The 12230-nt window shown below is 71.6% G+C and carries 9 protein-coding genes; 7 read left to right on the top strand and 2 right to left on the bottom strand.

Annotated elements, in window-relative coordinates; translation table 11 throughout:
• The first annotated feature begins 18 nt into the window (after positions 1-18).
• The 5 genes from DW297_RS14935 (at position 19) to DW297_RS14915 (ending at position 5691) form a co-directional block, all read left to right on the top strand.
• Positions 19-1104 (top strand): ABC transporter substrate-binding protein, encoded by a 1086-nt coding sequence (locus DW297_RS14935; protein WP_136033792.1) that lies wholly within the window; start codon positions 19-21, stop codon positions 1102-1104.
• Complete coding sequence (locus tag DW297_RS14930; protein WP_136033790.1) at positions 1101-1928, top strand: ABC transporter permease; 828 nt, start codon at positions 1101-1103, stop codon at positions 1926-1928. Before DW297_RS14935 ends, DW297_RS14930 begins: the two co-directional genes overlap by 4 nt.
• A 2-nt stretch (positions 1929-1930) precedes the next feature.
• Positions 1931-2731 carry an ABC transporter permease gene (locus tag DW297_RS14925; protein WP_206252167.1) on the top strand — a complete coding sequence of 267 codons (801 nt, stop codon included), beginning with the start codon at positions 1931-1933 and terminating at the stop codon, positions 2729-2731.
• Positions 2731-3774 (top strand): ABC transporter ATP-binding protein, encoded by a 1044-nt coding sequence (locus DW297_RS14920; RefSeq protein ID WP_136033786.1) that lies wholly within the window; start codon positions 2731-2733, stop codon positions 3772-3774. The genes DW297_RS14925 and DW297_RS14920 overlap by 1 nt, the downstream gene beginning before the upstream one ends.
• A gap of 147 nt (positions 3775-3921) precedes the next feature.
• Positions 3922-5691 (top strand): alkaline phosphatase family protein, encoded by a 1770-nt coding sequence (locus tag DW297_RS14915; protein WP_136033784.1) that lies wholly within the window; start codon positions 3922-3924, stop codon positions 5689-5691.
• A 32-nt stretch (positions 5692-5723) separates the two neighbouring features.
• On the opposite strand, the gene DW297_RS14910 is transcribed toward DW297_RS14915, so the two are convergent.
• Both DW297_RS14910 and DW297_RS14905 read right to left on the bottom strand, forming a co-directional pair.
• Positions 5724-6782, bottom strand: coding sequence for an LLM class flavin-dependent oxidoreductase (locus DW297_RS14910; RefSeq protein ID WP_136033782.1), 1059 nt, complete (start codon positions 6780-6782; stop codon positions 5724-5726).
• Between the two features lie 28 nt (positions 6783-6810).
• On the bottom strand, positions 6811-8319 hold the full coding sequence (locus DW297_RS14905; RefSeq protein WP_136033780.1) for a N5-glutamine methyltransferase family protein: 1509 nt from the start codon (positions 8317-8319) through the stop codon (positions 6811-6813).
• Positions 8320-8415: 96 nt separating this feature from the next.
• Between DW297_RS14905 and DW297_RS14900 the strand changes: the two genes are divergently transcribed.
• Together DW297_RS14900 and murJ are read left to right on the top strand one after the other, a co-directional pair.
• Positions 8416-10611 (top strand): DUF6049 family protein, encoded by a 2196-nt coding sequence (locus DW297_RS14900; protein ID WP_205828309.1) that lies wholly within the window; start codon positions 8416-8418, stop codon positions 10609-10611.
• Positions 10608-12224 (top strand): murein biosynthesis integral membrane protein MurJ, encoded by a 1617-nt coding sequence (gene murJ, locus DW297_RS14895; RefSeq protein WP_136033778.1) that lies wholly within the window; start codon positions 10608-10610, stop codon positions 12222-12224. The genes DW297_RS14900 and murJ overlap by 4 nt, the downstream gene beginning before the upstream one ends.
• Positions 12225-12230: the final 6 nt, after the last annotated feature.

The raw sequence follows: 12230 nt of genomic DNA, 5'->3' as shown, positions 1-12230 counted from the left end.
ATCCCGAAGGAGCAGTGCATGAACACCCGCAGAATCCTCACCGCCGGAGCGCTCGTCGCCACCGGCGCCCTCGTCCTCGCCGGCTGTGCCGCCGGTGACGACGAGTCCTCCGCGTCCGGCGGCGAGAAGGAGTTCGCCGGCGAGACCCTGGTCGTCACGTCGTTCGGCGGCGACTGGGAGAAGGCCTTCATCGAGGCCGTCGTCGACCCGTTCGAGGAGGAGACGGGCGCGAAGGTCGAGCTGATCACCCTGTACAGCGCCGACGCGCTCGCGCAGGTCACCGCCCAGAAGGCGAGCCCGCAGATCGACGTCGTGCACTTCTCCGGCGGCCAGGAGTTCACCGCCGCCGAGCAGGGCCTCATCGCGCCGATCGCCGCCGACGACCTGTCGGAGTCCGGCGACCTGATCGACATCGCGACCGCCGGTCTCGAGCGCGGCGAGGGCCCCGTCATCCAGCTCGCCCCGATCGGCCTGGTCTACAACACCGAGGCGGACGCTCCGGCGCCCACCTCGTGGGAGGACCTGTTCGACGACGCGTACGCCGGTCACATCGCGCTGACCGACTTCTCGAACACGTACGGCGTGCTGTCGATGCTGCGGGTGGCCGACACCCTCGGCGGCGGCATCGACGACCCGTCCGAGGCGATCTCGGAGCTCGGGGCCCTGGCCTCGTCGGGCGACGCGATCGTGGTGCCGACCTCGCCCGACCTGCAGACCGCGTTCGCCCAGCGCGACACCTGGCTCGCGCCGTACGCCATGGACTACGCGGGCACGCTGCAGGACGCGGGTCTCCCGGTGGAGTTCATCGTGCCCGAGGAGGGTGCGACGGCGTCGCTCATCACCGCGAACGTGGTCGAGGGTCGCGACAACCCCGACCTGGCGAAGCTGTTCATCGACTTCGAGCTGCGCCCGGAGGCGCAGGCCGTCTTCGCGGAGAACATGCGCTACTCCCCGGTCAACACCAAGGCCGAGCTGTCGGACGAGGCGGCCGAGTCCGTGCTGACCGGCGACGAGCTCGACGACGTCGTCGTCTACGCGCCCGGCGACATCGCCGCGTCGCGTCAGTCGTGGACCGACGAGTGGAATGCGCTGATCACCAAATGAGCGTCCGAACCCGTAAGGAGCCCTGGCTCCTGCTCCTGCCGGCGATCGTGCTGCTCGCGCTCGCCTTCCTCACCCCGGTGGCCGGCATGCTTCTCATGAGCGTGCAATCGCCGGCAGGCGGGTTCACCCTCGACAACTTCACCCGCTTGTTCGCGAGCGAATATCACCTCCAGGCGGCGCTGCGTTCGCTCCGCCTGGGGGTGATCCAGACGGTGATCACGCTGGTCATCGCCATCCCGCTGTCGTACATCATGGCCAGGGCCGGCTCGAAGGTGCGCTCGTTCCTGCTGATCGTGGTGATCCTGCCGCTGATGACCAGCGTCGTGGTGCGCACGTTCGGCTGGGTGGTGCTGATGGGTCCGTCGGGCCTGATGATGCAGATCCCCGGCGCGGAGCTCCTCGTCGGCGGCACCCAAGGCTTCCTCGGCACCGAGACCGGCGTGGTGATCGCGATGGTGCAGGTGCTCCTGCCGTTCGCGGTGCTCAGCATCCTCGGCGTGATCTCCGGCATCAGGCCGCAGCTGGAAGAGGCGTCGCGCACGCTCGGCGCCGGCTTCTGGCGCACGCTGCGCCACGTGGTGCTGCCGCTGTCGGTGCCGGGCATCGTCGCGGGCGCCTCGCTGGTGTTCGTGCTGTCGGTGAGCTCGTTCATCACCCCCCGCTTCATCGGCGGCTCGCAGATCCCCGTGTTCGCGCAGACCATCTACGTCGACGCGACCACCAACCTCGACTGGGCGTTCGCGGCGGCGCAGGCCGTGCTGCTGTTCGCGGGCGTCATGCTCGTGCTCGCGGCCACGTCCCGGCTCGGGAAGCAGAAGGTGTGACCATGGTCCGTTCCGTTCCGATCCTCGGCCGGATCCTCGCGATCCTCCTCGGCGTCGTCGTGACGCTGTACATGCTCGTGCCGCTGCTCGTCGTCGCCGGCGCCTCGGTGGGCGAGAACCGCTTCCTCACGTTCCCCGGTCAGGGCTTCACGCTCGACTGGTACGTGGAGGCGCTCACCTCCGACACCTACCTGGAGCCGTTCCGCCTGAGCCTCGTGGTGGGTGTGACGGTCGCGATCGTCGCCGCGGCGATCGGCACGGCGGCCGCGCTGGCGCTCACCCGCTTCCGCGTCCCCGGCGGAGCCGCGATCCAGGCGCTGCTGATGTCGCCGCTGACGATCCCCACGATCATCCTCGCCATCGGTGCGCTGTCGATCGCGTCCCTGACGATCGGCTCGCCGAACGTCGGCGTGCTGATCGCGATCCACGTGGTCATCGCCATCCCGTACGTGATGCGCACCGTGACCGGGGTGATGACGCGCGCCGACCACTTCACCGAGGAGGCCGCGCGCACCCTCGGCGCCAGCACCTGGAACCGCTACCGGCTCGTCGTGCTCCCCATCGCTCGCCCCGGCATCGCGGCCGGCGCGTTCTTCGCCTTCAACATCTCGTTCGACGATGCGGTCATCGCCCTCTTCCTGCGCACCCCGCAGCTGGAGACGCTGCCCATCGCCATCTACGGCCAGCTGGAGTTCAGCACGTCGCCCACCGTGGCGGCCGTCTCGACCCTCATGGTCCTGCTCACCGTCGTCCTCATGATCGTCCTCGAACGCATCATCGGCCTGGGAAGGTTGTTCGTCTGATGACAACGCTCACCATCACCTCACTCACCAAGGACTTCAAGGGGACGAAGGTGCTCAAGGGCATCGACCTCTCGATGCGGTCCGGCGAGTTCGTCTCGCTGCTCGGTCCGTCGGGCTGCGGCAAGACCACGCTGCTCCGCTGCATCGCCGGGCTCGAGTCGCCCACCAGCGGCACGATCGAGATCGCGGGACAGGACGTCACGAAGCTGCCGCCCGAGAAGCGGCACCTCGGCATGATGTTCCAGAGCTATGCGCTGTTCCCGCACATGAGCGTGGTCGAGAACGTGCGCTTCGGGCTGCGGATGGCCGGCGACAAGCCCAAGGCCGAGCAGAAGGAGCTCGCGGTGCGGGCGCTGGAGCGCGTGCAGATGGGTCACCTCGCCGACCGCATGCCCGCCCAGCTGTCCGGCGGCCAGCAGCAGCGCGTGGCCCTCGCCCGAGCGATCGCGTTCGAGCCGCGGGTGCTGCTGCTCGACGAGCCCCTGTCGAACCTCGACGCGCGACTGCGGGAAGACATGCAGGTGGAGCTGAAGGAGCTGCACCGCACCCTCGGCCTCACCACGGTGTTCGTCACGCACGACCAGGAGGAGGCCATGAGCCTGTCCGACCGGATCGTGCTGATGAACGGCGGCGTGATCGAGCAGGAAGGTGCGCCCGCCGAGCTGTACGGCTCCCCGCGCACCCCGTTCGCGGCGGACTTCATCGGGGCGGCGAACCTGCTCCCCGCGACCCGCTCCGGTGTGACCGCGACGGTCGACGGCACGGGCGTGCAGGTGCCGCTGACCGGTGCGGGCGCCGACGGCGCGGGCGAGGTGGTGCTGCGTCAGGAGGACCTGCACCTGGCGCCGACGGTCGGCGCGGACGCCCCGGTGGCGGTCGAGGTCGTGGCGCACGTGTACCGCGGTGCCGACGTGGTCTACATCGTCGAGTTCGCCGGGAAGCGGCTGCGCGTCGTCCGCCCCCGCCACGAGCAGCCGATCCCCGAGGGCCCCGCCGGCCTGGGCTGGCGCGACGGCGCGGTCCTCTGGATCCCCGCCGCCTGACCCGCCCTCGACCATTCACAACTCCGGAGTTCTCGGGCGACACGTCGTCTCCTGCGCTGCGATCCGGCCATGGGGCTCGATTTCTCCGGAGTTGTGAACAGCGCCCAACCCCTGCGGAGCCGCCCCGCCCGGTCATAGGATCGGCGCATGGCCGACGAAGACTCCCCCTCCCCGTCTCCCGCCCCCCGCGACACGTCCCGCCGCGGGTTCTTCAAGGTGGGGGGTGCCGCACTCGCGGGGGCCGTCATCGGCGGGGCCGGAGGCGCGGCGATCGGCGCGTCCGTGGCGGGGAACAACCCGCGCGACGGCTTCGCGACCGGCGATGATCCGTTCGCCGCCCTCACGCCGCGGAAGGAGCCGGGCTTCGACCACGTGGTCGTGGTGATGGGCGAGAACCGCTCGTTCGACAACCTGCTCGGGTACCTCTACACGAAGGACAACCTGCCGAAGGGCGAGACGTTCGAGGGTCTCGCGTTCGGCTCGCACAGCAACACGGCCGCCGACGGCACCGTGGTCGATGCGCATGTCTACCAGGGCGACACCGACCGGATCATGAGCCTGCCCGACCCCGACCCGGGCGAGGAGTACCCGCACGTCAACACCCAGATCTTCGGCACGGTCGACCCGAAGACCAACGCCGACCTGTTCGTCGACCAGATGTCCGCGCCGTTCAACGCCCCGACGCACGGTGAGAAGGCGACGATGTCGGGCTTCCTCGAGGACTACATCATCAACTTCCGGCGGCTCCGCGGCGGCACGGAGCCGAGCGTCGACGAGGCCCGGCACATCATGGGCTCGTTCTCGCCCGAGATGCTGCCGGTGCTGTCGACCCTGGCGTCGGAGTTCGCCGTGTTCGACCACTGGTACGCGGCCGTCCCCTCGCAGACGTTCTGCAACCGCTCGTTCTTCCACGCGTCCACCTCGCACGGGTTCGTCACGAACCAGGCCGGCGGCGGCTACAAGAAGTGGATCGACGCCCCCGCGGCACCCACCGTGTTCAACCGGCTGGAAGACGCGAAGGTCAGCTGGAAGATCTACATCGACAAGCTGCAGCTCGTGTCGTTCACGGGCATGCTGCACGCCGCGGTGCTGGAGAAGTACTGGCGCACCGAGCACTTCGGCACGATGGAGGACTTCTACGCCGACGCGAAGAACGGCACCCTCCCCGCCTACGCGTTCATCGAGCCGCGGATGGTCTACGACCACAACGACTTCCACCCGCCGTTCGGGTCGCCGCGGGAGAGCGTGGTCGACGGCGAGCCGGTGTTCGACAGCGCCATCTCGGACGTGCGCGCCGGTGACCGCCTGATCCACGACATCTACGAGGCGGTGCGCACGAGTGCGACGCCCGACGGCTCGAACGCCGTGAACACCCTGCTGCTCATCACGTTCGACGAGCACGGCGGCTGCTACGACCACGTGCCGCCGCCCGCCGCCACGAAGCCGACGCCCGACACGAAGGCCGGCGAGATGGGCTTCACGTTCGACCGTCTGGGCTGCCGGGTGCCCGCGATCGCGGTGTCGGCGTACACACGCCGCGGCACCATCATCCACGACGAGATGCACCACGGCTCGGTCACCGCGACGCTGTCGCGGTTGCACGGCCTGAAGCCGCTCAACGACCGCGACCAGTCGGCGAACACGCTCATGAACGTGGTGAACCTCGACAGGCCGCGGCATCCGGCCGACTGGCCCGTGACCACCCCGGCCTACACGCCGCCGAACCCCGAGGAGGGCACGCCGCAGCCGAACGAGGCGGACCACCTCAAGCCGCTGACCCCGCCGGCACGCGGGCTGCTCGGCCTGCTCATCGCGCGCTACGGCACGCCCGGCGAGCCCGAGCCGCAGACCTTCGCCGACGCGTACAAGCTCCTGCACGAGCACGGCCAGGAGCTGTTCGGCCCCGCGAAGGGCTGATCCGAGCCGCGGACGGCGCGGGGCGACCCCCGTCAGGTGACCGGGTCGCCCTGCACGGGTCCCTCGGTGTTCGGCTTCCACCCGAGCGCCGGGGCCACGTGCTCCGCGAACGCCTCCAGCACGTGCAGGTTGTACTCCGGGCCGAGCTGGTTGGGGATCGTGAGCATGAGGGTGTCCGCGGCCATCACGGCCTCGTCCGCGAGCAGCTGCTGGATGAGCACGTCGGGCTCCGCGGCGTAGGTCTTGCCGAACGTGGAGCGGAACCCGTCGATCACGCCGATCTGGTCGCCGTTCTCCTCGCTGCGCAGCCCGAAGTAGGCGCGATCCATGTCGGAGATCAGTGGGAAGACGCTGCGGCTCACCGACACCCGCGGGGTCCCGGTGTGCCCGGCCTCCTGGTACGCGGCGCGGAACAGGTCGATCTGCTCGCGCTGCAGCTCGTGGAACGGCTGTCCCGTGGCCTCGGTCACGAGGGTCGAGCTCATCATGTTGAGGCCCTGGCGTCCGGTCTCCTCGGCCGTGGCGCGCGAGCCGGAGCCCCACCAGATGTGGTCGCGGAGGGTGGGCGACTGCGGCTCGATGGCCAGGTACTGCCCGGCACCCACCATGCGCGGGTCGCCCGGGGCGAGGCGCTCCCCGTCGATGGCGCGCAGGAAGATCTCGAACTTCTCGCGCGCCAGCACACTGCCGCGCTCCGGGTCCTCGGTGTCGCGGAAGCCGAACGTCTCGTAGCCGCGCAGCGCGGTCTCGGGTGAACCACGGCTCACGCCGAGGGCGATGCGGCCGTCGGCGATGAGGTCGAGCGCGGCGGCCTCCTCCGCGAACTGGAAGGGGTTCTCGTAGCGCATGTCGATCACGCCGGTGCCGACCTCGATGCGCTCGGTGCGCGCGGCCATGGCGGTCAGCAGCGGCATGGGGGAGGCGGCCTGGCGCGCCCAGTGGTGCACGCGCACGTACGCGCCGTTCACGCCCAGCTCGTCGGCCCCCTCCGCGATCTCGATCGTCTGCTTCAGCATGTCGCCCGCGGTGCGGGTCGCCGAGCCGGGCACGTCTGCGTAGTGCCCGAAGGAGAGGAATCCGAAAGCCTTCATGATGTATTCGAACGCATGGATGCCGCGTCTATTCCCCCGGTGTCAGGAAGCCGTCGCGCACGAGGGAGCGGATCTTCGGCTCCAGGTCGGCCCACAGGTCCGCCAGCGGCACGTCGAACAGGTCGGCCAGCGCGCCGACGATCTGCGCCACCGTGAGCTCCCCGTCGCACGCGCCGACGAACCCGGCGAGCGCGGAGTCCACCCCCACCGTGCGCGCGAAGCCACCGCCCTGCCGCAGCTCGATCACGCTGGGGTCGTCGTCGCCCGGCATGAGGTGTCTGGCCTCGGTCACGTCGGGCGCCACGAGCAGCGTCGACGGCAGCCCCGCCGCGAGCACGTCGTGCGCGGCGAGCCCCGCGGCGAGCGCCGCGCCCACGTTCGACACCGACTGTCCGAGCCGTTCCACCCGCCGCAGAGGCTCGCCGTCGCCGCGGCGCAGCAGCACGTACCCGAAACCGACCGCGGTCACGCCGCGGGCCGCGAAGTCGTCGAGCCACGCGGTGAGCAGCGGCACGAACGCGGCATCGCGGGGCGTGGTGCCTCCGTCGCGGATCCACAGTTCCGCGTACGCCAGGGGCGTCAGCTCCTCGCGCTCGATCACCCACAGGTCGAGGTCGGCGGGCACCCACGCCTCGAGCCGCGCGAGCCCGGTGACGCCCTGCCGCGACTCCCAGTTGCCGAGCATCTGCGCGATGCCCCCGCGGGTGAGATGCGCCGGGGCCGCGCGCACGAACGTCTCCACCAGCGCGTCGCCGACGAGCCCGCCGTCGCGGTACTCGTACGCGGGCACGCCCTCGGTGCGCGGGGTGATCACGAACGGCGGGTTCGACACGATCAGGTCGAACGCCTCCCCCGCGACCGGGTCGAACATGCTGCCGTGACGGAAGTCGATGTTCGTCACGCCGTTGAGCTGCGCGTTGAGCTCGGCGTAGGCGAGGGCGCGGCGGGAGATGTCGGTCGCGACCACCGTGCCCGCGCGCCGGGCGACCAGCAGCGCCTGGATGCCGCAGCCCGTGCCGAGGTCGAGCGCGCGCTCCACCTGCACCGGCACGACGGTCTCCGCGAGGGTGCGCGACGCCCCGCCCACGCCCAGCACGTGGTCGGCGGGCAAGGGGCCGTCCAGCGCCACCTCATCGAGGTCGCTCGCGATCCACCACTCGCCCACCCCGTCGGCGTCGACGAACGATTGCGGGCGCAGCAGCGCGCACGGTGCGACCGTGTCGCCCTCGACGCGCGCGAGCCCCAGGGCCACGAGGCCGTCCACTCCGAGCGTCGGGAGGGCCGACGCGACGGCGGCCTCCGGCTGCGGGAGCCCGAGCACGAACAGGCGGCCGAGGGTCGCGAGCACACCGTCGTCGTCGGCGATCGCGCGGAGGATCGGCTCGCGCATGCCGCGGCCGAGCGCGTCGTCGGCCTCCGTGCCCCACAGCTGCCGGAGCGGGTCCGACCGCAGGTCGGCGGCGTCGAGATCGGCGGCGAGGCGGGCGCTGCGGACGGGGTCGGGGACGGGTGCGGGGGCGTCGGACACGGCCGTCACTCTACGCGTCTTCAGGGTTCTCCTCCCTCGCGCCTCCTAGAATCGCAGGGTCAGTACTCACGATCCGCCCCTCCCCGGCGTTCGAGGAAGACCTTCATGACCGCGATCACCCCCCACACGGGCCTCCGTGTGCGCCTGCGACGGCTGGCGGCCGCGGTGATCGCCGCCTCCGTGTGCGCTGTCGCGGTTCCCGCGGTCGCGGCCGCCGCGGATCAGAAGAGCGACGACGACACCCGCACGGTCGAGCTGCACGTCTCCGCCGGGCTGCGCGGCGTGGTCGCCCCCGGCACCTCCACGTCAGCGGTCGTCACGATCACCAACGGCACCGAGACCGAGCTGAGCGCCGGACGGGTCGAGATCGAGCTCGGCAGCACGCCCCTCACCACCTCCGACGCCGTGAGCGACTGGCTCGACGACGGTGAGACAACCGGCTCCTTCATCTCCCTCGGCGACGAGGCGTCGAAGGCCGCCGACCCGGACGGCATCGCCACGACCACGGTGTTCGTGCCGCAGGAGACCATCGAGACCCTGGCCCCCGGCGTCTACCCGCTGCGGGCGGCACTGACCGGGGCGCGCACGGGCGACACCGGCGGCGAGCGCGCGGCCACGTGGGACACCACGGCCACGAGCGTGCTGGTGGTCAACGCGCCCTCGGCGAGCCCGGTCGGCGTCCTCGTGCCCGTCACCGCGACCCCGGCCGGCGGCGCCCTGCTGACGGCGGAGGAGCTCACGACGCTGACCGCACCGGAGGGCGCGCTCACGGCGCAGCTCGACGGGGTCTCCGGCACCACGGCCGTACTCGCGATCGACCCCGCGATCCTCGCGTCGATCCGCGCCCTCGGCACCGCGGCACCGGAGTCGGCGAGGGAGTGGCTGACGCGGCTCGACGAGCTCCCCAACCCCCGGTTCGCGCTGCAGTTCGGTGATGCCGACGTCACGGTGCAGGCGCAGACGGGCCTGAGCGCGCTGCTGTCCCCGCTGCCGTTCGCCGCCCTCCTCGACCCCGCCGCGTTCCCGCAGCAGCAGGCCACCGCCGAGCCCACGTCCGCGCCGGGGTCGACACCGAGCCCCTCGCCGGGGAGCACGAACGCGCCCGCCCTGCCCGACGACGCGACGCTCACCGAGGTCGACGGCGCTCTCCCCCGCATCGTGTGGCCGGAGCAGGACCTCACCCAGGCCGACGTGACGGCGTTCGCGGGGTACCTCGGCCAGGGCACGACCACGGTCGTGTCGTCCGACACGGTCGGCGGACCCACCGCCGCACACGCCACCGCGGGCGGACAGGACCTGCTGGTGACCGACGCCGCGACGTCCGCTGCGCTCTCGGGCGCCGCCGGGGCGTCGGATCCGGTCGTGCGGCAGCGTCTGCTCGCGGAGGCCGCCGCGCAGCTGTTCCTGGCGCAGGGCGCCACGGGCGGCGCACCGCTGCTGGTCGGACTCGACCGCGACGAGACCCGCACGGCCGACGCACTGCGCGACGCGATCTCCGCCGCCGACTCCGTCGGGTTCGAGCTGTCGACGGTCCGCGCCGCCGCTCCCGTCGCGGTCACGCTGCCGGAGGCGGCCGCCGCCCCCCGCTCGGCCGACCTCGTGAACCTGCTCACCGACGAGCAGTCGCTCACCGCGTTCTCGTCGATCCTGAGCGAGCCCGACGTGCTGCTCGCCCCGGAGCGGATGCGCATCCTGCGCACGATCGCGGTGGGGTCGTCCGACGCCGCGTTCGCCGAGAAGGTCGCGGCCCACCGCGCCCGCACGACCACGACCCTGTCGAGCGTGAGCATCCCCCCGTCGAGCACCATCCAGCTCCTCACCGCGAACGCCGACCTGCCGATCGCGGTGCGCAACGACCTCCCGTGGCCGGTGACCGTGCGGCTGTCCGCCTCGCCGAGCGACCCGCGCCTCGAGGTGAAGCCCATGATCGAGACGGTCGTGCAGCCCCAGTCCAGCACGCGGGTCAAGGTGCCCGTGTCGGCGCGGGTGGGCAGCGGCGAGCTCGACCTCCGGCTCAGCCTGTCCAGCCCCACGGGCGTGCCCATCCAGTCCGAGCAGTCGGTGCGGGTGGCGGTGCGCGCGGAGTGGGAGACGATCGGGCTCGTGGTGTTCGGCGGCCTCGCCGTGCTGCTCATCGCCCTCGGCGTGGTGCGCACGGTGCGCCGCAAGCGCCGGGAGGCCATCGAGGAGCACGCGGTCGAGGTGGCCGTCGACGAGCTGATCGAGGAGAAGGAGGCCGAGGCGGCGGCGCAGGAGCGCGCACTCGACCGCGACGCCCCGCCGACGAAGGAGACCCCGTGACGAGCCTCGGACGCGCGAGCGCCATCATCGGTGCCGGCACCCTGGTGTCACGCCTCACCGGTCTGCTCCGCAGCATCGTGCTGGTGGGCGTGCTGGGCGCCGTGGGCTCGGAGGCCGCCGACGCCTTCACCTTCGCCAACACCCTGCCCAACAGCGTGTTCTCGCTGATCTCGGTCGGCGTGCTGACGGCGGTGATCGTGCCGCAGATCGTGAAGGCCACGGCCGACGCCGACGGCGGCAACGCGTTCATCTCGAAGCTGTTCACGCTCGGCACGGTGGTGCTGGTCGCGACCACCGCTGTCGCGACGATCGCCGCCCCGTGGCTGGTCGTGCTCGTCGCCGGCCGGGCGCCGCTGGAGGCGCAGGCCCTGGCGACCGCGCTCGCCTACTGGTGCCTCCCGCAGATCCTCTTCTACGGCCTGTACGCGCTGCTGGGCGAGGCCCTCAACGCGCGGCGCATCTTCGGCCCGTTCACGTGGGCGCCGGTCGTCAACAACATCGTCTCGATCATCGGCTTCCTGATCCTGGGGGCGCTGTTCGCCCCGGTGCCGACGAAGGCGGCGGAGTGGACGCCCGCGATGATCGCCACGCTCGGCGGCACGGCCACGCTCGGCATCGCGCTGCAGGCGCTGGTGCTGCTCGTGTTCTGGCGGCGCACCGGGCTGGCCCTCAAGCCCGACTTCCACTGGCGCGGCGTGGGCCTGGGCACGGTCGGCAAGCTCGCCGGCTGGACCTTCCTGATGGCGTTCGCGAGCCTGGCCGCCGGCGTGCTCCAGGGCAACATCGTGAGCGAGGCCTCCGGTTCGGGCGCCTCCGCGACGGTCACCGCGAACGCGTGGCTGATCTTCATGCTGCCGTACTCCGTGATCGTGCTGTCGATCGGGACGCCCTACTTCACGCAGATCAGCGAGCACGCCGCGGCCGGACGCGACCCCGAGGTGCGCGCCGACATCTCGCGCAGCATCCGCACGCTGCTGTTCTTCATCGTGGCGGCCGTCGCCGCCGTGGCCGCCGCTGCGATCCCCGCGTCGCGCGTGTTCACGAGTTCCGCGCCCGACGCCGAGGCCGCCGCGCTGGTGCTGCTCTGCTACCTCGTGAGCCTGATCCCGCTGACGATCCTGTTCATCGTGCAGCGCACCTTCTACGCCTACGACGACACTCGCACGCCGTTCTGGTTCACGATCTTCCAGTGCGTCCTCATCGTCGCGACGGCGCTGCTCGCGGGCGGGCTGTACCAGGCCGGGGTGATCCCGATCACGATGCTCGCGGCCGCGGTCGCCCTCGGCCAGTCCGTCGCGAGCACCCTGCAGACGATCGTCGCGACCTGGCTTCTGCATCGTCGCCTCGGCGGTCTCGGCGTGCGCACGTGGGCGACCTCGATCGGCCGCTTCGCTGTGGCGGCGATTCCCGCGGGCTTCGCCGGGTGGGGCGTGTTCCAGCTGATGGGCGGCGCCGACGGCTGGACCGCCTCGGACAAGATCCAGGGCGCCGTGGGCACGGCGATCATCGGCCTCGTCGTGGTCGCGGTGTACATCGCGCTGCTGGCGGCGATGCGGGCGCCCGAGCTGAAGGCGGCGGGGGGCCTGATGCGCCGTTTCCTCCCTGGTCGCTGAGGCCCG

The organism is Microbacterium sp. PF5, from assembly GCF_004794315.1.
In the GTDB taxonomy this organism is placed as follows: Bacteria; Actinomycetota; Actinomycetes; order Actinomycetales; family Microbacteriaceae; genus Microbacterium; species Microbacterium sufflavum.
The sequence above is the reverse complement of the archived record's forward strand: the minus strand, read 5'-3'. Positions and strand labels throughout refer to the sequence as shown.

Bases quoted from the DNA above. Each gene is read 5' to 3' on its own strand.
- DW297_RS14935 (WP_136033792.1), top strand. From the start codon at position 19: ATGAACACCCGCAGAATCCTCACCGCCGGAGCGCTCGTCGCCACCGGC.
- DW297_RS14930 (WP_136033790.1), top strand. From the start codon at position 1,101: ATGAGCGTCCGAACCCGTAAGGAGCCCTGGCTCCTGCTCCTGCCGGCG.
- DW297_RS14925 (WP_206252167.1), top strand. From the start codon at position 1,931: ATGGTCCGTTCCGTTCCGATCCTCGGCCGGATCCTCGCGATCCTCCTC.
- DW297_RS14920 (WP_136033786.1), top strand. From the start codon at position 2,731: ATGACAACGCTCACCATCACCTCACTCACCAAGGACTTCAAGGGGACG.
- DW297_RS14915 (WP_136033784.1), top strand. From the start codon at position 3,922: ATGGCCGACGAAGACTCCCCCTCCCCGTCTCCCGCCCCCCGCGACACG.
- DW297_RS14910 (WP_136033782.1), bottom strand. From the start codon at position 6,782: ATGAAGGCTTTCGGATTCCTCTCCTTCGGGCACTACGCAGACGTGCCC.
- DW297_RS14900 (WP_205828309.1), top strand. From the start codon at position 8,416: ATGACCGCGATCACCCCCCACACGGGCCTCCGTGTGCGCCTGCGACGG.